Raw genomic sequence first — 26,177 nt, forward strand, 5'->3', positions numbered from 1 at the left:
ATCTCTTCCAGCCCCGCACCGTGTTCTCGGTGCGGGGCTGGTGTGCGTTCGAGGGGCCTATGCGATGTGGGGGCCTGCTCGGGCGTGGGATGGTCTGGGTTGTCGGTAGGGGTCGACGGTTGCCGGGGGTACGAACCAGGGGTGCTGATCGGTGCCGATGAAGACTTCCCAGTCACTGTGGTGGATCAGGCGGTGGTGGAACCCGCAGAGCAGGACCAGGTTGTTCATGTCGGTGGGGCCACCGTCGGCCCAGTGCCAGATGTGATGGCCTTCGGTCCAGGCGGCGGGTTTCCCGCAGCCGGGGAACGCGCAACCGTGATCGCGGGCGGTCAGTGCTCGTTTCTGTTTCGCGGTGACGGTGCGCGCGGTGCGGGCGAGGTTGAGTGGGTTGCCGTTCTCGTCCATGACGATGGCGGTGAGGAGGCAATCACACGCCAACTGGCGGGAAGTGTTGCGGGAGAGGGGTCCCATCCAGGGCAGCCAGCCGACGGTGGTGCCGTCACCGAACAGGTCCCGATATGCGCCACGATCCGCAGTCACCGAACCGGCCTCGTTGTTGGTTTCTGCTGTGGTGTCGATGTCGACCGGGTCGACCAGGTCTGAGTCGAATTCTGTTGCAGCGCGTGTGGTTTCGTCGTCGGTGATGTCGTCGCTGTTCTGACCGCTCAGGCTCTGGAGGTCCTGCAACCGGATGTGCAGGTTGACGTGTGGCTTCTCACCGCCCTCGGTGGGGCGATCCTTCGAGGCGAGGTAGTGGTCGAGGATCTGCCCGAATGCGTCGGCGCGTCGCCTCGCAGGACTGCGTTCGTCGGGGGTGCCGTCGGCTGCGGGCCGAGGTTCGGTCAGCGGTGAGAGTGCGGTGAAGAGCTTTTCCGCGGTGACGGCATCGAAGTCGGCCTTGAGGCACAGGCGTTGGTTGAGCATCTTCGATGCGAACAGTTCGTTGCGGTCGGTGTCCTCAGGGGGCGGCTTGTCGCTGCCGTAGGTGTCTTCGAGTTTGGTGATCGCTTCACGGATCTTGTCGGTGCGTGCCCCGGGCCCGGTGGCGGCGGTGATCATCGCGGTGCGAGCGATGTCTTGACCGGCTCTAGGGAGGAGTTTGGGTGGTGTTTCGGCGAAGGTGAGGATCAGGGCGGCGTGGTCGACGGACATGACGCCGGTGTTGACTGCGTCGGCGATGTCGGGGAAGTTCTTCAGTCCGCGGGCGAGGGCAACGATCTTGGTGGCTTTGCTGGGGGTGAGCAGGGTGGTGGAGGTGAGCCACCCTGCGGGGCCGGGGAAGCCGAGCTTCTCTCGGCTCACTCGGGTGTCGATGTCGGCGACGAGGGCGATGCGCCGTGCTTCGAGCAGTTGGATCTTGTGGGAGACATCAGCAGCGTCGGCGAGGAGTTCGCTCTCGCTCAGTTGCCAGATCTCCGTGGTCATGGAGATAAGTGTATCGAACGGGTGTTCGATACGCAATGATGGCGCAATCGAAAACTATTGCTGTGCATAAGGATTCGATAATCCGAACCTGTCGGTGGCGCATGGTAAAGGCTCGATCTCTCCGGCGACCGCACAAGACCGCGATACTTCGACGAGAAGTACACCCGAGCATCGGTGCATGTGGACCGGACCCATCGACCCCGCACGTTGCCCGAGTACCGAGCCGGGGTGAGACGTCAAATTCTGCGGCGGTGTGATCTCGCGATGACGATTCGGTGCGGAGCGCAATGCCCCCAAGAGTCCGCTCGGTATCGCCGACGGCGACGCCCGAACCTGCGCTCGAGCGATCTGCCAATTCTGCTGCTCTACTCAGTTGTTCGGGGATCCTCTGTGCGCGGCGGACTGAATGCACTGTCGGCTGCGACAGGTGGAACACGCTCGGTCCTCGTGGCAGCGTCTCAGCCGGCGTGGTGGGCGTCGCGCAGTCGGTGCCCGCGACGCCGCGCAAGGCAGGGCTGATCTCACTGCCGCCGAGCCTCCTCCCGAGTCGATGCTCGCGATAGTCGAGGGCGCGTCAGTACACCTCGCGTTGGCGTTCCTGTTCCAGCACCTGCTCGAGGTCGTTCAATCGGTTCATCGACGACACCTGTCGCGCGGTGCGGTGGTTCAGTGCCAGCATCTCGCGGTGTCGGTGGACGAAGGCCCAGTAGCCGGCGGTGAAGGGGCAGGCGTCGTCTCCCAGCCTCTTTTTCGGATTGAATTCGCATGTGCCGCAGTAGTCGGTCATGCGGTTCAGGTACGCCCCACCCGAAGCGTAGGGCTTGGTGGCGATCAATCCACCGTCCGCGTGTTGACTCATGCCGATGACGTTCACCGGCATCACCCAGGCGAACCCGTCGACGAAAGCCGTCGCGAACCACTCGGTCAGCGCTCGTGGGTCCCAGGCATGTTGCAGCGCAAAGTTTCCCAGGATCATCAGCCGCGGAATGTGGTGCACCCAGCCGCGGTCGCGTACGCCGTCGACGGTACTGGAGAGGCACTTCGCGACCACCGCATCGCCGTCCAACTCGAGAAGCCAATCCGGTAGTGGCTCATGGGCTTCGAGTTTGTTCCGTTCGAGGTACTCCGGCCCCATATGCCAGTAGAGGTGCCACACGTATTCGCGCCAGCCGAGGATCTGCCGAACGAAACCCTCCACGCTCGCCAGCGGGGTGCCGTCGCGATGGGCGTCCTCGGCGGCGTGCGCCACGTCCAACGGTTGCAGCAGACCGAGGTTGAGCGGGACCGACAGCAGCGAGTGCGACATCGTCCAGTCGTCGGCCATCACCGCGTCCTCGTATTTGCCGAAGTCGTCCAAGCGGTAATTGACGAAGTGCGACAACGCTTCCGACGCCTCAGAAGCAGTCACCGCAAACACGCGAGGCCCGTCCACACCGACGGTGTCCAGCTCACACGAATCGAGATCGGCACGCACCTCGTCGTCGATGTCATCCTCGGTCGGCCACCACGGTTCTTCCACGCCCAGGGTCAGCCGACCCTTCGGGGGTGGCGACTGATTCTCGGCGTCGAGGTTCCATTTGCCAGAGACCGGGTCGGCACCGTCCATCAGCACATCGAATCTTTTGCGCTGCTCGCGGTAGAACGTCTCCATGCGAAAGGTTCCGCGCTCGGCCGCCCAGTCGGCGAACTCGGCCCGGGGGAGCGCGAACATCGGCGTCGGCAGAATTTCCGAGACCAGACCCTCCTCGTGCAAGGCAGCGACGAACTTCTCCGCCGCATGCGAGGTGGGCTCGAACACCACCACGGGCTTGCCGTACTCGGCCAGGGCTTCGCGATACGTCTCGGTCTGCAGGTAGGTGACGCGATCACCCAGCTCGTCGGCCAGATGACGCATCCCGGACAACACCAAATGGAGCTTCTGTCGGTGGTATCGCCGGCGTCGAAACACGCGCCGGGACTCGATCATCAGCACGTCCCGCTCGGCATGCTCGTCCACGGAGTGGAAGTGCGGGCCGAGCTGATCACCGAACAACCACAGAGCGTCCATTCTCGGAGTGTTCTCCCGCAGCGACGACGGCAAACCAGCGTCCGCAGCATGGCCGGCTGGTGAACACTGTGGCCGACCCAGGCGCGCCTTACTTGACCACCGACGATCCATCGCATGGACTGACCCGATGCCCGCTGATTCTGCGCTGTCCAGAAGAACGTTTCTTCGCTCGTCGTCGGTGGCCGTTGCCGTGGCCGGAGTCGTCACGACACTGCCCGCGGTCGCCCACGCCCAGGGCAGCGACCGAGGCTTTCTGCACGGGGTGGCATCGGGAGATCCGTTGCCCGACGCGATCATTCTGTGGACCCGCATCACCCCCACGCCCGACGCCACCCCAGGCTCCGGCGTCGGCCCGCAGGTATCGGTGACCTGGCGCGTCGCCCGGAACGTAGACATGAGTGGCGTCGTCGCCTCCGGAACCGTTTCCACCGGCCCCGATACCGATCACACCGTGAAAGTCGACGTCGACGGCCTCAGCGCAGACACCACGTACTTCTACGACTTCCGGACGAGCGACGCGGCATCGGCCGTCGGCACCACGCACACCGCCCCGGCCAACGATGCCGACATCGATGCGGTGCGTTTCGGCGTCGTCTCGTGCTCCAACTGGGAATCGGGGTACTTCGGTGCCTATCGCCACCTGGCAGCCAGGGGAGACCTCGACGCCATCGTCCATCTCGGCGACTACATCTACGAGTACGAGACGGGCGGCTTTCCGGGGCGCGACGGCGTCGTCCGGCAGCATTCGCCCACCCACGAGATCGTCACCCTTGCCGACTACCGCCAGCGGCACGGTCAGTACAAGTCCGACCCGGATCTGCAAGCAGCGCACGTCGACGTTCCGTGGATCTGCACGTGGGACGACCACGAGTCGGCCAACGACGCGTACGACGGCGGCGCCGAGAACCACACGCCGGCCACCGAGGGCGATTGGTACACGCGCAAGGCCAATTCGGAGAAGGCCTACTACGAGTGGATGCCGGTCCGGGCAGCAGGCACTGCCACCAACCGTCACCTGTACCGCAGGCTGCGGTTCGGCAACTTGCTCGAACTCTCGATGCTGGATCTGCGCACCTACCGCTCGCAGCAGGTGTTGCCGTTCAACGGCCCCGAGGTCGATTCACCGAACCGCACCATCACCGGTGCCGAGCAGATGCAGTGGCTCACCGACGGCATCGTGTCGTCGCCGACGCAGTGGAAGATCGTCGGCAACCCGGTGATGATCACGCCCACTCTGATCCCACCGCTCGATCGAGACGCAGCCAGGGCCGTCACCTCGCTCCTCGGAATCCCGGAGGGCGGCTTGCCCTACAACGCAGATCCCTGGGACGGATACACGGCCGACCGCCGCAAGCTGCTCGGTGCCATCGTGGACGCAGGCGTCGACAACACCGTCTTCGTCACCGGCGACATCCACTCCGCTTGGGCCTGCGAGGTACCCCTCGACGCAGCGCACTACGCAACGACGGAACCGGCTGCCACCGAGCTCGTCGTCACCTCGGTGAGCTCGGCCAACATCGACGATCTGACGCACACTCCGCCGCACACGCTGGGCCGGGTCGCCGAGGAAGCGTTCAAGGCGCTCAACCAGCACGTGAAGTTCGTCGATCTCGACAGTCACGGTTTCGGCGTCTTCGAGGTCACCAAGACGGCGGCTCGGATGGACCACTGGTTCCTCACCGCCAAGGAGGATCCGCGGACCGGCGTGTACTGGGGAGCGGGCTTCACCGTCGACTCCGGCACCCAGCGGCTTCGGGCGGCGGCACCGCCACTGGGCTGACCCGCCATACTGGACGGCGTGGCTGTACCGAAAATCGTCCTGTTCTACGTGTTCACTCCATTGCCAGATCCCGAGGCGATCCGGCTGTGGCAGCAGACGCTGGCCGCGTCCAACAACCTGACCGGACGCATCCTCATCTCCGAACACGGCATCAACGCGACGGTGGGCGGCGACGTCGACGACGTCAAGAGGTACGTCCGCGGCACCCGCAGCTATCCGGCCTTCAAGTCGGCCGACATCAAGTGGTCCGACGGCCTCGGCAACGACTTTCCGCGATTGAGCGTGCGAGTGCGCGACGAGATCGTCACGTTCGGAGCCCCCGGGGAACTGAAGGTCGACACCGACGGCGTGGTCGGCGGTGGCACTCATCTGAGCCCGCAGCAGGTGCACGAGCTCGTCGATTCCCGCGGCGACGACGTGGTCTTCTTCGACGGCCGCAACGCGTTCGAGGCGCAGATCGGCAAGTTCAAGAACGCGGTGGTGCCCGACGTCGAGACGACGAAGGACTTCGTCTCGCAGCTCGATTCCGGTGCCTACGACCATCTCAAGAAGTCCCCGGTGGTCACGTACTGCACCGGGGGAGTGCGGTGCGAGGTCTTGTCCTCATTGATGGTGGGCCGAGGATTCGAGGAGGTCTACCAGCTCGACGGCGGAATCGTTCGGTACGCAGAGACTTTCGGCGACGATGCGCTCTGGGAGGGCTCGCTCTTCGTCTTCGACAAGCGGATGGCACAGAACTTCTCCGACCACACCGCCATCATCGGTCGCTGCAGTGCCTGCGGCAACCCGACGTCGCGTTACCAGGACTTCGACGGTGATGCCGGCCGTGGTTTGCGGTTGATCTGTCTCGACTGCGCTTGAGTGATGCTGCCTTTTCGAGACGGTCTCGCGCCTCTGAGACTGCTTCTACCGCATGGTGATCCGTCCGCCACCATCGTCGAATATCTCGAACGTGAGATGCCCGACGACGATTGGCGTCGGGCAATCGGCGACGCCGAACTGGTGGACGAGAAGAGTCGGCCCATAACTTTGGACACTCGCTACCGCGCCGGCAGTCTGGTGTACTTCTATCGTGTTCCGGCGCACGAGGTTCCGGTTCCGTTCGAGATCGGCATCCTGCACGAGGACGAAAATCTGCTGGTGGTCGACAAGCCACATTTCCTCGCCACCATCCCGCGTGGTCGGCACGTCACCGAAACCGCGACAGTGCGGCTGCGCAAGCAGTTCGACTGCCCCGACCTCACGCCCGCGCATCGACTCGATCGCGCCACCGCTGGAGTGCTGCTCTTCACCAAGACCAAGCATGCCCGACGGCCGTTTCAGGAACTCTTCTCGACGCGCAACGTCACCAAGGAATACGAGACCGTCGCGGGTTTCGATGCAGCACTGCAGTTTCCGCGCGTCGTGCAGAGCAGGATCCTCAAGGAACACGGGGTCATGACGGCGTACGAGGCACCGGGGGAGCCGAACAGTGAGACCCGCATCGAGCTCATCGACACTCTCGGCGACCTCGCCCGCTATCGACTCTTTCCCAAGACGGGTAAGACCCATCAACTGCGAATCCATCTGTCGTCGTTGGGGATTCCCATCGTCAACGATCCGTACTATCCGGCGTACACATCGACTCCGGCCGACGACTTCACTCGGCCGTTGCAACTCCTGGCCCGGGCACTGGACTTCACCGACCCGCTCACCGGCGAACAGCGGCGATTCGCCAGCGCCCGAGAACTCCAGCTCTGACGCCCAGGAATCGTTCGTTCGGACGATGGTGACAATTCGGACGCGAGGTTAGCGTAACGATCGAAACATGTCCGATGGAGCACAGAGGAGAACTGCGTGAAGCGTCGTATTGCTGTTGTGTGGGGAGCTGCCGTCATCGCCATAGCGTCGCCAGCGGTTGCCGTGGCCGATACCGGAAGCGCGAGCACCGGTAGCGCGAACGGAGCGTCGAGCTTGTTCTCGGATCTGTCCCGGTTGTGGGAGGCCTGCTCGGTGACCATCTTCACCGGACAGTGCACCGGAATCGTCGCAACGGACGTGACCTACTGGTAGCGCACGCCCTGCACTGAACCCCCAACCGACAAACGCGCGCGCGTTCGCCGGACGCTCGCGGAACAGGTAACCATTCCGCTCGCATCCAGCAAACGCGCGCGCGTGTGCCTGGAGCCTGAGCCCTACTTGGCCAGCGACCGCGCCATTCCGCGTTCGACGGCCGCAACCAGCTGCGGGCGTAGTTCGGCAGCGGGGACGATGTGGTGCACCGATCCGACGCTCTGCGCGCGCTGGATGTTGTGGATGGCCTCGAATTCGGCTGCCACCTCACCCAATTTGGCGTTGCGGGCGTTCGCTCGCACGGTGGCCAGCTCGACGCGCAGAGCCGAGCGGGTGGCGTCGTCCTCGGCGGCGTTCAGTCGTGCTTCGAGCTCCTTGACGTCGGCGTCCGCTGCGGTGCGGGCGTTGACGTCGCGGGTGAACACCACTGCGGCTGCCGGGGCACCGCCGAGTACGGAGGCGAAGGAGCCCTCGACCGCGAGGACCTCCATATTGTCGTTGAGTGCTCCGGAGAACACCACGAACGCGCCGCCGTGGTAGCGCGAGACGACACAGAACACGACCGGTCCGTCGAAGTTGACGATGGCGCGGCCGATTTCGGCACCGTATTCGAGCTGGATGTTGCGCAGCGATTCCGGTGATCCGTCGAAGCCGGAGAGGTTGGCCAGCACCACGATCGGCCGGCTTCCGCTGGCAGCGTTGATGGCGCGGGCCGTCTTCTTCGACGAGTTCGGGAACAAGGTTCCCGAGGTCCACTGATCCGGGCCGTCGGACGGGAACCAGCCCTTGCGGGGGATGGCCCGCGACTCGATGCCGATCACGGACACCGGGATTCCGGCGAGGTGGGCGTCGAACACCACCGAAGTGTCGGCGTCGGCCATGTCGGCCCACCGCTCGAGCACCGAGTGGTCCTGGTCGACCACGGCGCGCATCACGGTGCGAATGTCGAACGGCTTCTTGCGGTCCGGGTTGGTGACCGAGGAGAAGATGTCGCCGACGGTGGTGAAGTCGCTGGACGGGTGCACGTGCGGGTAGGTGCGTACGTCACGCTCGGTGGGATCGGCGGTGGCTGCACGGCGTGGGAAGCGTTCTCCCGGTGCGGCATACGCGTGATCGTAGTGAGCGAACAGGATGTCGCATGCGGCTCGCAGGTTCGGTGCCCAGTACTGTGCCTGGCCGTTGGGGCCCATGACGCGGTCGTAGCCACCGATACCGAAGTTGTCCTCGGCCGAGACGCCGCCGGAGTAGTCCAGGGACTGCTTTCCGGTGAGCACCATCGCACTGTCGGGGGTCATCACCAGGATGCCCTTGGTGTGGGTGAGCATGGTGGCTTCGGCGTTCCAGTACGGCTGCGCGCCGACGTTGATGCCCGCGACGACGATGTTGATCTCGCCGCCGGCCTGGGTGAAGGTGATGATGCGGCGCAGGCCGCGCGAGACCCAGTCCATGTTCTCGGTGCCCGATTCCATGGAAATCGTTGCGCCGGAGGACAATGCGAACCATTCGACGGGAGCCCCGAGTTGTTCGGCGAGGTCGATGGCCGCAACGATCCGCGAGCACTCCGCCTCGGCGACGGTGCCGAGCGCCTTGGTGGGGTCACCGAACAGTGCGACGCGAGTGATGCCCTCGGGGTACTTGGCGGTCGGGGTGGTGGCCACACCGACGATGACGCCCGCGGAGTTGCGGCCGTAGGGACGATCGACCGGGGCGAGCACGCCGTCGGAGTCGAAGTCGTACTCGGTGAACGTGCCACCGTTGCTGCTGAGCAACGGAATCAGCTCGTACGGGTACACGGTGCCGCGGGCCTGGGATCGCTGCACCTTCTGGGTGTACTCGTCGAGCGGGCGCATCGGCTCGGTCGGCGGCGGGGTCACCTTGGCGACGATGCCGGCACCGGACCGGTACGACAGGCGCAGAGCCACCTCGCGCGGCGTCGCGCCCGGTGTTTCGGCCAGGCGTGCGATCAGCGTGATCTCTTCGAGTCCGGCTCCGATGGTCAGCGGCGCGATGTGCCGGGCGATGGTGGCGATGCGGTCCGCGGGCACGTTCAGTACCGGCCAGACGTAGAGCACGACGCGGTTGGCGTCGAGACGCTTCTTGCCGCGTCCGGCCTGTGCGCGGCGGATGCCGTCGAGGCAGGCTGCGACGGTTCGTTCGATCTCGGGTACCGCGACGATGTTTCCGGCGTCGTCCAACTGTGTTGTGATGCCCCGGATCTCGGCGAGGGCGACGAGTCGCTCGTCGGACGGGTTGGCCTTGGACGTCAGGTGGAACAGGTAGGTCCCGGCGCTGGCGGGCAGGCGGACTCCGTCGAAGTTCTTCAGTCGCCACAGGTCGAGTCGCTGACCGGTGAGCGGGTGCATGTCCCGGATGATGGTGTCCTCGGCGAGGGGCTCGGATCCCTCGACCGTGGTGCGGCGGTACGTCATCTTTCGCGTGACCGCGCCGAACACGGTGACCGTGACCCGGCGCCAGCGGCCGGAGCCGGAGTGGGCGGCCAGAACTTCCTGCAGTCGGGCCGAGAGCACGTCGCCGTCGGCGGGGGCGTCCGGCCACGACAGGTACAGATCGACGGCAAGGTTTTCCGGCGACGGGCCGGCGATGTCCTCGACGGCGTCGAGAGTCGTTGCGAGGGAGTCGAAGTCCGTCGCGGTCGAGATCAGATGCAGTCGTTCGCCCGAGAGCTCGAAGTTGCCGGTGACGAAGTGCTTACCGTCGCGGTCGAAGGCCTTGACATCCTCGAGGGTGCGAATTTCGTAGTACTGACGGGTGATCACCTCGAGCAGAGCACCGGGATCGGTGATCCGTTGTGCCAGAAGCTCGATCAGTGGTTCCGGTGTCGCCACGAGAGCGGCTACACGAGCCGAGTAGTCGGCTGCGTCGGGGTTCTCGGCCAGGTACTGCAGACTGCCACGGACGCCGTCGTAGACCTTTTCGCGGGCGATCCGGATCTGCGGCTCGTCGAACAACCGGAAGCGCAGGTTGCGGGCGACGTCGCCGATGACGGGGTAGCGGGCCTGGGTGGCACCGATGAGGCGCTCGAGTACCTCGGCCATGGCCGGGGTGGCCTCGGGCTGGGCGGAGGAGTCGCTGAGCCAGTGGCCGAGGAGGGCCGCGATCACCGGAACCTGGTTCTCCATGCGCTGCAGGGCGAGGAAGACACGGTAGACGGCCTCTTCGAGAGCCGGGGTTCGGCCCTCGTCGATAGCGGCGTCGTAGTGCGCGAGCGCGCGAGTGAGCTTGGCGCGGAACGACTCCGGCAGACCCTGGACGTCCGCGTCGAGCGAGTGCAGGAACGAGTGGAAGTGCTCGCGGGGGGAGTGGACTCGCTCGTCGTTGTTCTCCTCGTCCATCGTCGGACGGTTGCGGGAGAGCTCGCAGATGTCGGCGAAGGTGTTCAGCAACGCCAGTTCGGCGGTGACCAGCTCCGAATCGTCGCGTGGCACCTCGGCACGCAGAGTCTCATAGGTGGACAACAGGTTTCGAGCCCGGGCACCGCTGACGTCGAAGCCGGTGATGAGGGCTGCAAGTTCGTCGAGCCGATCCAGTGCGCGACGCTGCGGCGAGCGCTGCGCGGCGTCGTCGACGCCACGGAACTGCACCCGAGGTGCCTGCTCGGAGACCTTCTGTTCTCCGGCCTGATCGACGCGCAGCAGTGCAGCACCCGCGTCGACCTGTCCGTTGACCGAGGCCAGGACCTCACGCACGGTGCCCGCGTACGGGGACCGGACGGCAGTTTCCATCTTCATCGATTCGAGGACGACGAGGGTCTGTCCTGCTTCGACCTCGTCGCCGACGGCGACCGGGACGGCGACGACGACAGCGGGTGCAGGCGCGCGGACCAGCCCGGCCTCGTCCTGGGAGATCTGATGGCTGATGCCGTCGACCTCGACGAGGAAGTGGGCGGCTCCGGCGACGGTGACCACCTGGTAGCGGCGGTCGCCGATGACGAGGCGGCTTTCGTAGGTGCCGAGGCGTTCGACGTCGACCTGCAGTTCGCCGATGCCGTCGCTTTCGATGCTGTAGCGGTGAGTACCGGTCTGGCCGACCTCGAGCTTGTAGGCCTGGCCCTGGTAGTTCAGCTCGACGGTTCGGCCGATGGCGTGTGTCGCGCGTGGGCGGCCGCCGCGAGCGGAGTTGAGGAACGAGGTGCGTTCGCGGCCTTCTTCGGCGTCGTAGGCGTCGATCGCTGCGGCGATGATGGCGATGTCGGCGACGGCGGTCGGCCCCACCTGGGAACCGGCTTCGGTGCGGTCGAGCCAGCCGGTGTCGGCGGAGGCGGAGATGACTTCCTCGCGGTCGAGCAGGCTGAGCAGGAACGACTTGGTGGTGGTGCCGCCGTCGATGACGACCGTGGTCTCGCGCAGTGCGTTGCGCAGTCTCGCCAGCGCTTCGCTGCGGTCGCGGCCCCAGGCGATGACCTTGGCGACCATGGAGTCGTAGTCGGGTGGGATGACGTCGCCCTGGGCAATGCCGGTGTCGACGCGGATGCCGGTGCCGAGGGGGAACTTGAGCAGCTCGACGGTGCCGGGGGCCGGTGCGAAGCCGTTGTCGGCGTCCTCGGCGTTGAGGCGGGCCTCGACGGCGTGACCGAACTCGGGCGGGCAGTCGCCGGGCAGTGCCTGGCCGTCGGCGACGAGTATCTGCAGCTTCACCAGGTCGATGCCGGTGGTGTATTCGGTGATCGGGTGCTCGACCTGCAGGCGGGTGTTGACCTCGAGGAACGTGAAGATCTTCTGCTCGGGTTGGTAGAGGTACTCCACGGTGCCCGCGCCCTGATATCCGGCGGCCTTGACAAGCTCGGCCGACGCGGTGCGCAGCTGATCGGACTGTTCCTTGGTCAGCAGCGGGGAGCTGGACTCCTCGATGACCTTCTGGTTGCGACGCTGAATCGAGCAGTCGCGCACACCGGGAGCCCACACGTTGCCGTGACTGTCGGCAATGACCTGGACCTCGACGTGCCGGGCATCGGTGACCAGACGCTCGAGGAATACGACGGGGTCGCCGAACGAGCGCTCGGCCTCACCCTGGGTGCGTTCGAGGGACAGTTCGAGTTCGTCCTCGTGGAACACCTTGCGGATGCCGCGGCCACCGCCGCCCGAGCGGGCTTTGATGATCAACGGGTAACCGATAGCCGCGGCGTGGCGACGGGCGTCGGCGCGGGTCTCGACGGGGCCGCCGGACCACGGTGCGACGGGAACGCCGACTTTCTCGGCGAGGATCTTGGCCTCGACCTTGTCACCCAGCAGGCGCATCGCGTCCGCGGACGGGCCGATGAAGGTGATGTTCAGGCGGGCGACCAGGTCGGCGAACGTCGGGTCCTCGGCGACGAAGCCCCAGCCGACCCATACGGCGTCGGCCCCGGATTCCACCAGTGCCGCTTCCAGCACGCCGTAATCGAGGTAGGCCGAACCGCTCGCCGGCTTACGCAGCGTGACCGCTTCGTCGGCCAGGCGGACGAACATGGCCCGCTTCTCTGCCTCGGTGTGCAGCGCTACGGTGCGGATGCCGTAATCGTGTTCGGCGTTGAGCTCTCGGACGGCTCGGATCAGCCGTACTGCTGCCTCGCCTCGGTTGACTACTGCAATCCGCTTGAACAACGTATCTCTCTTCGCTCGGTGTAGGCGCACATCGCGTCGGTGCACTCGATGGGAGGTGGGTCCGGCTGGGCATGTCCGTTTGATGGTTGTCGGGTCGTTGCGCAGGCTCCGGTCCTGCGCCCATGCAGCACTCCGGTCGACTTATTCTAGCGGCAACCGGACCCTGTGCCGTGCCAACGGCGTTCGGGGTGAGTGTGATTGATCACGAACGAGCCAATTCAATTCTGTGACAACACATTCCGTACTGGACATTTTCTTTGCTCTGCCTCACATCGGATTCGTACTCACGAGTAGCGTTGTCGGGACGCATAATTCGTGATTCCTCACCATCTCTGGCTACCGGCGAGTACATTACCGACGGGTACAGGTCGACGAAGGCGGTTTCGGACGAGCAGCAGGTTGCCGAGGAGGCGTTCATCCGGTGTGTCCGACGCTCTTGTCCGGTATCCGCAACGCGTTGACCCACAGCCTCGTCGCAGTGGCGAGCAGCGCCTCGTAGTCGGCGTCGGGATTGCCGTCCTCGGCGTCGACGACGAAGTGGTTGAACGCGAGACGACTGATCATCGACGACAACGCGCGGGAGGCGAGCAGGGGATCGAGGTCGGTATCCGCCACGCCGCGTTTCTGCAGGCTCTCGATACTGCGTGCATTGCGTCGTACGAACGCGTCGGCGCGTTCGCGGCGCAGGCGGCGAAAGTCGGGATCGATGTTGGAGACCTGCTCGAGCAGTGCCATCAGCTTGGCGTTGCGCCGATATGCCTCGAAGTACGCCCGGTTGCTGGCTGCGATCACGGCAGCGGGATCGTCGTGCGGGTCCACCCGTTCCGTGCCGGGGTGCAGCATGTCGTCCCTGGCCTGTTCGAGCACCGCGGCCAAAATCTCTTCCTTGCTGGTGAAATACGTGTAGAAGGTCCCAGCCGAGCAGTGCGCGGCTCTGGTGATGTCGATCAGCCGGGAATCGAGGTAGCCGCTGTCCTCGAACACGCGTCGGGCGGCTGCCACCAGTGCGGATCGGGTCCGTAGTCCGCGCTGGGTCGTCGGCCGGCGAGTCGGCTGCTCCCCTTCGGACACCGGTGCGGCAGGCATTCAGTCTTTATACGTCATCGCTCACCGCCGTCGGGGCGAACCAGCCGGGTGAACCGCACGCCGCTGTCGAACTGGCGTGAGTGCAGATGCTCGAACCGTCGTGCGATCGGCGGCTCGGGTCCGGTCTCGGGCGCGAACAGCCCGATTCCCCGGCCGAGCACGACGGGATAGACCTTGAGAAACAGCTCGTCCATCTCGTCGACGAGCTGCCCCGCGAGGTGGCCGCCGCCGCAGAGCCACACGTCGGCGTCGCTGTCCTCGGCTTTGAGTTCTCGAACCAGGTCGATCGGGTTCCGGCCGACGATCGGCTCGGTCGCGTCCGTCGCGGCAGGCAACGTATGGGAGAGCACGTACTGCCGCAGATGGGGGTACGGGCTGGTGATGCCGATGTCGAGTGCGGGTTGCAGGGTCGCCCGGCCCATCACCACGGTGTCGAACCGCGCCGGCGGGGCATCGATGCCGAGTGCGGCGCGGACGTGCACCGGCAGCGTCTCGGGGAGCTCGGTCACGATGGCCTCGAGGTGATCACCCTCGGTCGCGAAGCAGTCGTAGGTGCCGTCGGGCGCGGCGATGAATCCGTCGAGTGTGACGGCGATGTAGTAGACAAGATTGCGCATGCGACGCTCCTGCGATCGGCGGCCGGTGCGTGTCCGGACGGGCCGCGTTTTCTGTTGTTGTTCCAAGCAACCGAGTCGGTCTTTGTGACCGAGCACTAGAACGCATTCTGTGTGCTCGGACCCCGGTGAACAACTGCTTTTCAACGGCTACTGTGACGCGGGTGCGTAAGCACTGTCCCCTGGCGGGACGGCCATTCGAGCATTTGTGGGGAAACTGTGACGGCTGCAGCGGCTACCGGTCGTGAATACGACGACGAGCTCAAGAGCAGGGTTGCGCGCCTGTTGCGCTTCCTGCGCGAGATAGTCGAGGCGCGGTCGAATCCGGTCCTGAGGTTCGACGATCATGTCCAGGTCGAGTGGTTGTACTCCAGTGAGATTCCGGTTCGTCTCGACCCGAAGGCCGGCCAGGGCGGGGTCGTACTTCGGGCGCCGCGCATCGCCGTCGACGACCCACCCGAGCCACCGGCGCTTCTGACGGGTTGGCTCGATCCCCAGGTCGTCGGAGACAGTCGCTACCGCGAGATCGAGCTCGCCGACGCGTCGACGGCGGCATCACGTCGTCGCGGCGAGGCGCAGGAGTCCGACGCCGATTTCGATATTCGCAAGGCCTACGAGATCAAGAAGGCTTTCGAGCAGTACTCGGAGTCCTGGAAGCAGTGGGCTCAGGAAGATCGAGACCGGCGGCCCAAGGCAGCGCTGTACCAAGCATTGCAACTGATGATGCAAGAGCTCGCCTCGCGCCCCGAGTCGATCGAACTGGTGGTGGCATCGGGTCTGCTGACGTCGAGCAACCCCGACCCCCAGCGCAGCGTGCGTACTCACCTCCTCACCCAGTCGGCCGGAATCGAACGTGATGTGCGGACCGGCGACCTGTTGGTGCGACTGGTCGCCGGTAGTACCCCGCGTCTCGAGGACGGCCAGCTGCTCACCGGATCGAAGGACTTCGATACCTCCGGCTCGGTGGCCCTCGCCGAGAAGCTGCACGGCAACGTCGACTCGCCCCTCGGTGAGGGCGTCGAAGAATTCTTGCGCGAATGGGCGACGCGAGTTCCCCGTCACGAGATCGAGGTGCTCGATCGCCTCGGGCCCCCGGGAGCTCTCGCGTACATCGACGACGATCGAACGCTGACGGTCTCGCCCGCACTCGTGCTCCGAACCCGCGACTCGTTCGCGCTGGTCGAGTACTACGAGCAGATGATCGTCGATCTCGACGCCGCCGACTCACCGGTTCCGCTGGGCCTCGCGCAACTGGTCGACGCGATCGAGCCGGCCGATCGGATGGCATGGCTCGAACGGACCGGAGCCGGCGCGTCGGCGGCGCTGGCCGAAGATCCTCTGTTTCCGCTGCCGGCCAACGCCGAGCAGTCGCAGATCATCGAACGACTCGGACGCGACAGCGGTGTGGTCGTCGAAGGGCCGCCCGGGACGGGGAAGACCCACACCATCGCGAACCTGATGTCCGGGCTGCTGGCGCGAGGTCAGCGGGTTCTGGTCACTAGTGAAAAGTCACAAGCTTTGCGAGTCCTGCGCGACAAGCTGCCGCCCGAGTTGCAGGAGCTCTGCGTCTCGATCACCGACCTCTCCCGTGGTGGTTCGGACGAGCTGAATCGCAGCGTCGCCAAGATCGCCGAGCGTAAGACCTCGTTCGACGAAGCCAGTGAGCAGCAGAAGATCGACGCGCTCACCACCCGCCGCGCGGCCGCGCTCGCTCGTCGGACGGAACTGCTGAACCGTGTCAGCGCTCTTCGCGAATCCGAAACCGTTGTGCACGAATATGTTTCGGATGGGTACGACGGCACGGTGGCGTCGATCGTACGTAAGGTCAAAGCAGCCGAAGGCGCCCACGAGTGGCTGCCCGGGCCGTTGCTCGCCGACCGGCCACCGTTCGACGGTGCCCAGGTCGACCAACTCCGAGCGCTGATTGCGACCTCCGACGGTGCCCGCGAGCAACGATCGCGCCAGGTGCTGCCGCGTCCCGAAACGATGCTGCCGAATTCGGCCGAACTCGCAGCGCTGTGCCGGCGTGTGCATACGCCGATAGACGCCGTCCCGCCGCTGGCTGCCGACCTCATCACGTTGCTGGGCGGCGTCGAACCTGCCGTCTCGTCCGACATCCGTTCTCTCTGCGAGGAATTGGCGGCTCGCGTGCGAGTGGTCGCGGAGCTCGATGCCACGTATGCGCGGGTGACCGACTCGGTGCTGTCCGGCGAAGCGTCTCACCTGTGGTCGCGGGTCAGCGGAATCGACGACCTCGTTGCCACTGCCGCAGCGTCCGACCGGTACATCGGCGCGCACGACGTGCAGTGCTCGTCCACGTCTGCTGCGACTCTGCAGGCTATGGATGCGCTCGCAGCTGCGCTGGAATCGGGAATCGAATGGAAGCCGCGATTTCGGCGTAGCGAGGAGCAGAAGACCGTCGAAGCTCTCGGCATCGTCGCCACCGTCGACGGGCAACCGGCGACGAGTGCGATGGCCGCTCGGCTTGTCGCGGAACACATTCGGGCTCTCGACACCGTGCAGACGGCGGCGGTGTTGCTGGCCGACCTGGCGATCGTCGTCCCGCTCGACGGCCCGCGATCGATTCGCGTCAACACCGTTGCGCAGATCGCCGATCGACTCCGTTCCGTAGCGGCAGTGGTTGCCGCTCGTGACGCACTGGTACATCGGCTCTACACAGTGTCGCCTGCTGCGCCGTGGATTCGAAGCCTCGCCGAAGCTCAGGAGATAGCCGGAGCCGCGGCGGCCATCTCCGCGCGCGTCGACATCGACATCGCCCGCGCCGAGCTGGACGCTCTGCAGTTCGCGGTGGCCACTCGTATCGACGCGGGACCGTCGCCCGAAGGTCTGAATCTGGTGACGGCCCTCGGCGCTGCCGATCCTGCGGAATTGGCGGGCGCGGTCTCCGCCTACGCTCAGGCCTGCGCGGAGCAGGAGAATCAGCTGCTGCTCGAGTCGATGTCGGCCACACTGTCGGCAGTCGCGCCGGCCCTGTTCGAGTTGGTCAAGGACACCGCGGCAGACCCGGAATGGGACGAGCTCAGTTGGCAGCTGTCCAAGGCGTGGGCGTGGCGTCGCGCGCGCGAATGGGTCGGTGAGCAGCACCACGGGGGTCTCGAGCAGCAACTCGAAGCGGAGTTGGCGGCCGCGGATGTCGACATCGCTTATCTCACGACGCGTCTCGCTGCCGCGAGTGCCTGGCTCAACAGCCTGCAGCGGATGACGGCCGTCGAGGTTCGCGCACTGCAGACTTACCGCGAGCACATTTCCAGTATCGGTTCGGGTGCCGGCAAGTACGCCGAAACCTACCGCAGCGCAGCACGATCGGCGATGCGAGAGGCACAGAGCGCGGTGCCCGCCTGGGTCATGCCGCTCTCCCAGGTGCTCGCGTCGATTCCGCCGGTGCCGGGTAGCTTCGACGTCGTCATCGTCGACGAGGCCAGCCAGGCCGACATCACGAGCCTGTTCCTGCTGTACCTCGCGCCTCGGGTGATCGTGGTGGGAGACGACCGGCAGTGCGCGCCCGCCGATGTCCCTCAGGCCGGCACGCTCGAGGACGTGTTCGACCGCCTCGATGTATATCTCCCGGACCTACCGGAGCACGTGCGGGCGACGCTGACACCGCGGTCGAGTCTGTTCTCGATGCTGCGCACCCGGTTCGGTCAGGTGGTGCGACTACGAGAGCACTTCCGTTCGATGCCGGAGATCATCAATTGGTCGAGTCAGCAGTTCTACGGAGACTCGCCACTGGTGCCGGTGCGGCAGTTCGGTGCCGATCGCCTGCCGCCGCTTCGGCACACGTACGTTCGCGGGGCGACGGTCACCGGAAAGAACGCCTCGCTCGTCAACCGGACCGAGGCCATTGCCATCGCGGAGCAGATATCCGAGTGCCTCGCCGATGCCGCGTACGACGACCTGACCTTCGGAGTCGTTGTGCTGCAGGGGCAGTCGCAGGTCGACGAGATTCGCAACGAGCTGATCAAACGTATCGGCATCGAGCAGTGGGAACAACGCCGCTTGCGAGTGGGCACGCCACCGGACTTCCAGGGCGACGAGCGCAACGTCGTGTTCCTGTCGATGGTGGTGGCACCGGATCAGAACTTCGCCACCCTGACCTCGAACCAGTACAAGCGTCGGTTCAACGTGGCCGCGTCGCGGGCGCAGGATCAGTTGTGGCTGTTCCATTCGGTCACCGTCGATCGCCTCAAACGAGCAGACCTGCGTAACTCTCTGCTCTCCTACGTCACGTCGGTCTCACCCGCTCCCGCCGATCCGATGCCCCAGAACGTCTCGCGCGAGATCAGGAAAGCCCCGTTCGAGACGCTGCTGGAACAGCAGCTGTTCAACGACCTCGTCGAGCGTGGCTTCCACGTCAATCCCGGTGTCGAAGTGAACAATCGGCGTATCGCGCTCGTCGTCACGGGGGAGTCCTCTCGCCTCGCCGTCGAATGCGACGTCGATTCGTTCTCGACCACCCCCGCGCAACGATCGGCGGATCTGCAACGCGAGCAGGAACTCAAGCGATGCGGGTGGACGTTCTGGCGCGTGCGGGAATCGGAGTACCACCTCGATCGTGACGGTGCTCTCGACAGTCTGTGGTTCACCCTCGCGCGATTGGGAATCAAGCCCGGTGCCGTTGGTGCGGAAGGCGGAACGGCGTCCGAGGAGACCTGGACACCGGTACCGCTCGAGTCCTCGCAGTTCGACGATTCCGGGGCTTTCGAGGCTGCGACACGAACGAACGCACCCGTTCGGCATGATTCGGTGCTGTCTCTGTGGACGATGCCTCGCCTCGACATACCTACCGACAACACCGCCGACACCGACACCACGAACGGAACCGGCACATCCAGACGGTCGGGGTTGACCAACGGAACCGGTGCTGCGAACGGTTCGAGCACGATCGACGCGACCGGAGCTCCGCGCGCGTCCACACCCCCGACAGCACCGAAAGTGCCTGCTGCAGCTGCGGACTCGGACGGACCGGGTGCATCCGATTCGGTCGACAGCTCCGAAGAAGTGCGGGGCGCGGTCGACGGAGTCGAATCGAGTGGTGGCGTCGAGGAGTCCGTGAGCTCGGTCGACGAGGTGGTCGCCGAGCACCAACTGCCTCTCAACGGACTGCGGGGATACACCACGCGCCGCAGCCCGTAGGTGTAGTCCGCGGGAGTCGCGGCCCGTCAGCGTGCAGCTCGTTACCGTCGTAGTCTGGTTCGCGGTATTCGGTGCACGTTCGAGCAAAGAGGGTCTCCGCCGATGGCAGATCGACAGACGCAGGGGCTGCACGCCGACAGGGCGGTGCCCGAACGGCCCGGCCGAACACTTCGTCGGCGAATCATGGTCCCGGCCACGGTCGTTGCATTGTGTGCGGTGCTGTTCGGGCTGCCCATGTGGACCGTGCTGTTCGCGGGTGCGCAGTGGCCGCCGGTGGTTCGGCTGCTCGGCGCGGCACTGGTGATCGCTGCCGCGCTCGCCTTGCCCACCGCGATGTATCTCGGTCACCGGCCCGGCATCGAGGGGGACAGGAAGGACGCCTGGGCGCGTCTCGGCGACGTCCTGCTGGGTCTCGCCTGGATCGCGTTCGTATGGTCGGCGCTCTCACTGTTGCTCAGGCTCGGGCTGTGGGCGGCCGGTGTCGACGATCCATTGCGGTCGCGAATCACGGCGGCGGCGACGGTGACAGTGATCGTCGGCCTTGCCCTCTGGGGCCATTACGAGGCCATGCGCACTCCGCGCGTTCGGCACACGAGCATCAGCATCGCCCGGCTCGGTGCCCGATTCGACGGCCTGCGAGTCGTCCTGGTCACCGACACCCACTTCGGTCCGGTGAACCGAACCGTGTGGTCGAGGCGACTGACCGATGCCGTCAACGCGCTCGAAGCGGACGTGCTCGCGCACGTCGGCGACATTGCCGACGGTTCCGTGTCCACGCGCAGGCAACAGGCTGCGCCGCTGGAATCGATGCGCGCGTCCGCCGCCCGCGTCTACGTCACCGGGAATCACGAGTATTTCGGTGAGGCGCAGGAGTGGCTGGACCACATGCAGAGCATCGGGTGGAACGCGCTGCACAATCGTCATGTCGTGCTGCATCGAGGTGACGATGCCTTGGTCATCGCCGGTGTGGACGACGCCACGGCAGCAGGGTCGGGTGCCCCCGGTCACGGTGCCGATCTGGCTGGGGCACTGGCCGGGGCCGATCCGTCGATCCCGGTGTTGCTGCTGGCCCACCAGCCGAAACAGATCGGCGACGCCGTCCGAGCGGGCGTCGATCTGCAGGTGTCCGGCCACACCCACGGCGGTCAGATCTGGCCGTTCGCGGCATTGGTTCGACTGGACCAGCCGGTGGTGCACGGACTGAGCAGGCATGGAGCGCGTACGCAGCTCTACACCAGTCGGGGGTCGGGATTCTGGGGGCCGCCGTTCCGGGTGTTCGCACCGAGTGAGATCTCGGTCCTGACGTTGGTGGCAGGCTGACGCGTCGGCACCTGGCAGTATCGGACGGGTGAGGCACACGGGAGAGATCCAGGTAGTCGCAACCGATCTCGACGGCACGCTACTTCGTTCGGATCGAACGGTGTCGGCGCGGACGGCAGATGCGCTGGCCGCTGCCGAAGCCGCAGGCATCCGGGTGGTGTGGGCGACGGCGCGGGCGCGGCACTCCATCGCCGAGCTTGCTGCGTCGTGTGGGTTCACCGGTACGGCAGTGGGAGCGAACGGTGCGGTGGTGCTGGACCTTGCCGATGGCAGCCCGGTCATCGTCGCGACCAGGTCGGTGCCGACGGAGACGGTCGCGGCTGTCACCTCCGCTGTTCGATCTCTGGTTCCCGGCGTGGCGTTCGCAACTGTGGGTGCCACTCGTTTCGTCGCCGAGTCGCGATACGCGGAGCTGTGCGTCTTCTCCGACCATCACCGCCACCCGCACGAGATGGAGCTGTCGGAGGACGGTCTGTCGGCCGAGCCGACAGTCAAAATTGTTGCAAGGCACAGTGATACGCCGAGCGAGGAGTTGTACGCGTTGGTGGCCGAGGCAGGTCTCGTCGGTGTGGAGCTGACGCACTCCGGGGCACCGTACATCGAGATGTCCGCCGCCGGGGTATCCAAGGCCACTGCTCTGGCGGAGTTGTGCGAACAGTGGGGCGTAGCTCAGGACGACGTGGCAGCGGTGGGAGATGCGCGCAACGACCTTCCCATGCTGGCGTGGGCCGGTACCGCGCTGTGTCCATCGAATGCTGCGGAGCCGGTGCGCGCTGTGGCCGATCGTGTACTGCATTCGCACGACGACGATGCGGTTGCTCGCTATCTCGAAGAACTCACCGAGCGTCGAGTGCAGCGGTAGTCGCTCGCGATACTGTTCTCGGTCGACCGGCCCTCGACCCACCTGGGTCCGACATCACGGATCGCGTTGTCTCCGAACAACAGTGCCCTGCTGTGTGGAGTCGTCGAGGTAGGTTCGGCGGACGCCGGTAGCCTCGGTCGTGCCGAATCGACCACCACGAAGGGCCTGCAGTGAACGACTCTCCCACGACCCGACCGTCCGAACCCACCACGATCGCCGAGTATCTCGACGCTCATGCACTGCAGGTGTTGCCGCTGGACGGCGCTGCGGCGGCCGATCTCGGCATAACGGTGCCGGTTCCCGCGGGGTGGCAGACGCTCGATCCGGCACAGTTTCCCGGTGCGACCCAAGTGACGGTCGAGCCGAACCTGGTGGAGAACGGTTTCGCGCCGAATGCTGTCTTGCTGGTCGGGAAGCTCTCTCGCTCCATCGACCCGGAAGCGTTGATGGCGTTGGGTTTCGGTGACGGGCGCGCGATGCCGGGGTGGGTCGAGCAAGAGACGAGCACGGAACCGTGGGCCGGCTGGCCGTCACGGTTCATTCGTGGCACCTACGTCGCTCAACAGCTGGAAGCTGCGGTGACGACGCGTTACGCAGTAGTGGGCGAGGACAGTCGGTACCTGGTCCAGCTGACCGTGACGACGCTCGAGTCGCAGCTGGATGCGCTGGCGTTCGACGTCTCTGCGATCAACGACGGACTGACGCTTCCCGCGGCATAACTCATTCGGGTTTTCTATGGCAGGGCCTCGTTATCGCGATTGTAGAACCGGCAGGCTTTCGTTTGACTGGTGACGAACCATTCGAGCGAAAGGTGAAACACCATGCGAGTACTTGTGATCGGCGGAGCGTCGGGAATCGGTAGGGCGGTTGCTACCGAGATCATCGACAGCGGAGGAAGCGTCGTGCTCGCCGGGCGTCGGCCGGATGTCGTGGAACGGGTTGTGTCTGCGCTGGGTGATCGAGCCAGCGCCCTGACTGTGGATCTGAGCGACGAGGAATCCATCGCCGCAGCTGCTGCAACTGTCGGAGCGATCGATCACGTCGTGAGTCTGGCCGCCGATCATGCCAACGGACCCATAGGTGAGCTCGACGTCGCCGATATCCGAAAAGCGTTCGACGCAAAAGTGATCGGGCCGATCCTGTTGGCCAAGCATTTCGGTGGGCACATCTCCGAAGGTGGCTCGCTGCTGTTCTTTTCGGGGGTTGCCGCATGGAAGCCGGCGCCAGGGCTGTCGATCATGTCCACGACGAACGGTGCCGTGTCGTTTCTCGTCGAGGCTTTGGCGGTAGAACTGGCACCGATTCGAGTGAACGCCGTGTCGCCGGGAATCGTGGACTCCGGAGCATGGGACGCCATGGGCGACGGCAAGCAATCGTTCTTCGAGGAGACGGCGCGAGCGAATCCTGCCGGACGCGTCGGTCGACCGGCCGATGTGGTCGCCACCGTGCTGTACGCCCTCACCGCCACCTTCGTCACCGGCACAACACTGCATGTCGACGGCGGTGGGCGTCTGAGCTGAACGAGCCGAACACTGGAGCCGGGTTGCTCGTCGAACCCATGTCGTCACTCAGGCGTCATAGTCCGCGTGTTTTCGGCATGCCGTGGCGAGCGAGGTCGGTGAGAAACCGTTGCACCAGGGCGTCGGTAGGGGAGCCGATCATGGCCACCACCGTCCGGCGAAGTGGCGGGCGCAGCGGTTTGACGACTCCGTCGAACCTCGGCGGCAGCGCTGTACTCGGGACGAGTGCGATGCCCAGCCCCGCCCGAGCGAGTTGTGCTGCTGTGCTGGCACTTCGAGTGCGGGTGGCAACGGTCAGAACCACCTCGCTCGATGCGGCCTCGGCGTCGATCCAGGCGGCGAGCCCGTTGGTCGGGTGGTAGTGCACCACGGGCCGATCGAGCAGATCGGCCCACGACAGGTCGGGCCGGTCGGTTAGGTCGAGGCCCTCGGGGACCACCGCGACCACGTCCTCGGTACCGATCTTGACCACCTCCCCGACGAAGCGCGTCGACTCGGGGCCCACTGCCACGTCGCAATCGCCTCGCGCAACGGCGTCGGCCATCACGTCGGCGCTGCTGTATTCGGTCAATTCGATGTCGACGTCGCGGTATTTACGTGCCCAGGTGCGAAGTGTGGGAGCCAGTACGGGAACGGTCATCGTTTCGACGCAGCCCAACCGGAGGCGACCTTCCGAGCCTTCCGCGCAGGCTCTGCCGGTGCGGATGACCCGTTCGGCGGACGCCAGCGCCGCCCTGGCGTCATCGAGGACGGCAAGGCCCGTGGGGGTGGGGCGGACGCCACGGGGGAGTCGCTGCAGTAGTGGGGTACCGATCTCGTTCTCCAAGGCGGCCAACTGATGTGACAGTGCCGGCTGAGACAGGTGTAGTCGGGTCGACGCCGCGGTGACCGAGCCGCAGTCGACGACGGCAACGAAGCATTCCAAGGCGCGCAGAGTCGGCACCGCACGAGGGTAGGCGATACTGCTCTGCACTACCGCCCGGACAGGATCGAGCGGCGGTGTTTCGTGACACCTGGGTCTGCTGCACCGATCCGGCTAGGGTCGTAGGAATGTCGATCAGAACCGGCCGCGTTCGGCACCTGTCGGTGGTGCCGGATATCCCCGAAGCCGACGAGCCGGCCGAACCCAGCGCAACGGAGGGTGCCGCGCGTGGCCTGGCGAATCTGGTGCTGAGGGTGAGTATCGATCACACGCGGCCGTCGATCTGGCGACGAGTGCGCGTGCGATCGGATCTGTTGTTGTCGGAGTTGCATTCGGTACTGCAGATCGCCGTGGGCTGGGAAGACCGACACCTGCACGCATTCAGTGTCAGAACCGCGGGGGCGACCCGACGGTTCGAAATGCAGGAGACCCTCGACGACGAACCGGACGACGACGCCTCCAGTGAGGAGCGGGTACGCGTCGACGAGGTGTTGACGAACCCGGGATCCGTCATGACGTACGAATACGATTTCGGTGACGGGTGGACCCACACAGTCGAGCTGGAACACGAGGACTCCGATATCGACGACCTTCGTTCGATCTGTCTCGACGGTGCCCGCGCGTGTCCTCCCGAGTCCTCGGGCGGTCCGTCGCGCTATACCCAGGCGCTGGACATCGCGGCAGACTCGTCCGACCCCGAACACTCCGAACTTCTCTCCCAGTGGGGTCCGACGTTCGACCCGGCCCGTTTCGAGGTCGATGCAGTCAACCGCGTGCTGCAATCGGCAGATGTCGGTAGGTCGACGCTCGCCGAAGCTGTGGCGGCCGCACCGGCCATCGGGCGACTGTTCGACCGAGTACGACCCACCCACGTGCCGTCACTGATGGCGTTGCTGCCCCGGTGCGAGCTCACCGTCGAGAGCTCGGTGGACCTGCCGGTTGCCGAGATCGCGATGGCCAAGCTCACCTGGTTCCTCCGAAAGGTCGGCGACGGCGGCGCTGTCCTCACCGATGCCGGCTACCTCAAGCCCGCTTTCGTGGCAGCGATCCGCGACGAGCTCGATTGGGGTCTGGGGTGGGTTGGGTCGAGCAGCCGCGAGATCGACCACCATCAGGTCACCGACTTGCGCGAGGCGGTCCGACACCTCGGGTTGACCCGCATCGCGAAGGGGCGGCTGCTGCGCACGAAGCTCGGCGAATCACTGGCAGACGACCCGATCGGCATGTGGCGCCATGCGGCCTCGCGGCTTCCGCTGGGGAGGGAGACGTACGAGACCGATGCCGCGACGCTGTTCCTGATCTCCCTGGCCGCATCGGCCTCAGCAGCCCACCGTAACGAGATGCTGATCGAGACGGTCTCGGAATTAGGCTGGGCCAGTGAGGATTCCGGTGTTTTCGACGCCAAGTTCGCTGCTCAGACGACCATGAGCTTTCTCGACCTCATCGGTGCCCATGGCCCGAGCTTCTACTTTCGGGAAGCCGTATCGGACTCACCGAGTTGGTCCCGTCGATTTGCGCGCGACGCTTTGTCCAGTTGACCGCCGATCCCGAGGCGTTCGGTGCCGTCTCGGCCGGCTCGACGCGTCTCCAGCGCCCTGACCTGCCGATTTGCGTTGGTGTGGTTGGTGGCGTAACTTTTGTCGAGTCAGAGCGACGGACACCGACCCGGTCTTCACGGACTGGGTGAACGAGGTTGGACGTGTGGCTTGGCAGGTTTTATCCCCCAAGAGTCGGGCCTTGTGTCCGAGACCAAGCTGGGATAGGCTGGAACAGTTGCCCTTGAGGCTGACGGACT

The 26,177-nt window shown here is 65.5% G+C and carries 16 protein-coding genes; 10 read left to right on the forward strand and 6 right to left on the reverse strand.

The features are described 5' to 3' along the window. Nucleotides 1-57: 57 nt before the first annotated feature. A complete protein-coding gene (locus tag RFA01S_RS24515) occupies nucleotides 58-1,425 on the reverse strand; it encodes an HNH endonuclease signature motif containing protein (protein WP_072692236.1) in 1,368 nt (455 codons plus the stop codon). A 574-nt stretch (nucleotides 1,426-1,999) separates the two neighbouring features. Continuing rightward, a complete protein-coding gene (locus tag RFA01S_RS24520; protein ID WP_032407133.1) occupies nucleotides 2,000-3,472 on the reverse strand; it encodes a cryptochrome/photolyase family protein in 1,473 nt (490 codons plus the stop codon). Nucleotides 3,473-3,599: 127 nt separating this feature from the next. Here RFA01S_RS24520 and RFA01S_RS24525 point away from each other — a divergent pair, with 127 nt between their 5' ends. From RFA01S_RS24525 to RFA01S_RS24540, 4 genes are all read left to right on the forward strand, one after another. After that, nucleotides 3,600-5,252 carry an alkaline phosphatase D family protein gene (locus RFA01S_RS24525; protein WP_032407132.1) on the forward strand — a complete coding sequence of 551 codons (1,653 nt, stop codon included), beginning with the start codon at nucleotides 3,600-3,602 and terminating at the stop codon, nucleotides 5,250-5,252. Nucleotides 5,253-5,270: 18 nt separating this feature from the next. Beyond that, on the forward strand, nucleotides 5,271-6,113 hold the full coding sequence (trhO, locus tag RFA01S_RS24530) for an oxygen-dependent tRNA uridine(34) hydroxylase TrhO (RefSeq protein WP_032407131.1): 843 nt from the start codon (nucleotides 5,271-5,273) through the stop codon (nucleotides 6,111-6,113). A gap of 3 nt (nucleotides 6,114-6,116) precedes the next feature. Beyond that, nucleotides 6,117-6,992, forward strand: coding sequence for a pseudouridine synthase (locus RFA01S_RS24535; protein ID WP_032407136.1), 876 nt, complete (start codon nucleotides 6,117-6,119; stop codon nucleotides 6,990-6,992). 96 nt (nucleotides 6,993-7,088) lie between these two features. Continuing rightward, nucleotides 7,089-7,304, forward strand: coding sequence for a hypothetical protein (locus tag RFA01S_RS24540; RefSeq protein ID WP_032407130.1), 216 nt, complete (start codon nucleotides 7,089-7,091; stop codon nucleotides 7,302-7,304). Nucleotides 7,305-7,426: 122 nt separating this feature from the next. Here the strand turns inward: RFA01S_RS24540 and RFA01S_RS24545 are convergent, their stop codons facing one another. The 3 genes from RFA01S_RS24545 to RFA01S_RS24555 all read right to left on the reverse strand — a co-directional run bounded on the left by RFA01S_RS24545 (nucleotide 7,427) and on the right by RFA01S_RS24555 (nucleotide 14,607). After that, the gene (locus tag RFA01S_RS24545) at nucleotides 7,427-12,904 is read right to left on the reverse strand and encodes an ATP-binding protein (RefSeq protein WP_032407135.1); all 5,478 of its coding nucleotides are present in this window, start codon (nucleotides 12,902-12,904) and stop codon (nucleotides 7,427-7,429) included. Nucleotides 12,905-13,318: 414 nt separating this feature from the next. Continuing rightward, nucleotides 13,319-13,990 (reverse strand): TetR/AcrR family transcriptional regulator, encoded by a 672-nt coding sequence (locus tag RFA01S_RS24550; RefSeq protein WP_032371643.1) that lies wholly within the window; start codon nucleotides 13,988-13,990, stop codon nucleotides 13,319-13,321. A 14-nt stretch (nucleotides 13,991-14,004) separates the two neighbouring features. Next, complete coding sequence (locus RFA01S_RS24555) at nucleotides 14,005-14,607, reverse strand: dihydrofolate reductase family protein (RefSeq protein WP_032407129.1); 603 nt, start codon at nucleotides 14,605-14,607, stop codon at nucleotides 14,005-14,007. 216 nt (nucleotides 14,608-14,823) lie between these two features. Between RFA01S_RS24555 and RFA01S_RS24560 the strand changes: the two genes are divergently transcribed. From RFA01S_RS24560 to RFA01S_RS24580, 5 genes are all read left to right on the forward strand, one after another. After that, nucleotides 14,824-19,758, forward strand: coding sequence for a PDDEXK-like endonuclease domain-containing protein (locus tag RFA01S_RS24560; RefSeq protein ID WP_032407128.1), 4,935 nt, complete (start codon nucleotides 14,824-14,826; stop codon nucleotides 19,756-19,758). A 102-nt stretch (nucleotides 19,759-19,860) separates the two neighbouring features. Further along, on the forward strand, nucleotides 19,861-21,078 hold the full coding sequence (locus tag RFA01S_RS24565; protein WP_032407127.1) for a metallophosphoesterase: 1,218 nt from the start codon (nucleotides 19,861-19,863) through the stop codon (nucleotides 21,076-21,078). A 28-nt stretch (nucleotides 21,079-21,106) separates the two neighbouring features. Further along, complete coding sequence (locus RFA01S_RS24570; protein ID WP_032371640.1) at nucleotides 21,107-21,940, forward strand: HAD family hydrolase; 834 nt, start codon at nucleotides 21,107-21,109, stop codon at nucleotides 21,938-21,940. A gap of 170 nt (nucleotides 21,941-22,110) precedes the next feature. Beyond that, a complete protein-coding gene (locus RFA01S_RS24575; protein ID WP_052055089.1) occupies nucleotides 22,111-22,659 on the forward strand; it encodes an LpqN/LpqT family lipoprotein in 549 nt (182 codons plus the stop codon). Between the two features lie 102 nt (nucleotides 22,660-22,761). After that, nucleotides 22,762-23,460, forward strand: coding sequence for an SDR family oxidoreductase (locus RFA01S_RS24580; RefSeq protein ID WP_032364877.1), 699 nt, complete (start codon nucleotides 22,762-22,764; stop codon nucleotides 23,458-23,460). Between the two features lie 55 nt (nucleotides 23,461-23,515). On the opposite strand, the gene RFA01S_RS24585 is transcribed toward RFA01S_RS24580, so the two are convergent. Then, nucleotides 23,516-24,403: a LysR family transcriptional regulator gene (locus RFA01S_RS24585; RefSeq protein ID WP_032364898.1), complete on the reverse strand. Its 888-nt coding sequence runs from the start codon at nucleotides 24,401-24,403 to the stop codon at nucleotides 23,516-23,518. A gap of 107 nt (nucleotides 24,404-24,510) precedes the next feature. Here RFA01S_RS24585 and RFA01S_RS24590 point away from each other — a divergent pair, with 107 nt between their 5' ends. After that, entirely contained in the window at nucleotides 24,511-25,920 is a 1,410-nt protein-coding gene (locus RFA01S_RS24590) for a plasmid pRiA4b ORF-3 family protein (protein ID WP_032364876.1), read from the forward strand. The last annotated feature ends 257 nt before the right edge of the window (nucleotides 25,921-26,177 follow it).

The organism is Rhodococcoides fascians NBRC 12155 = LMG 3623 (genome assembly GCF_001894785.1).
GTDB classification, from domain to species: domain Bacteria; phylum Actinomycetota; class Actinomycetes; order Mycobacteriales; family Mycobacteriaceae; genus Rhodococcoides; species Rhodococcoides fascians.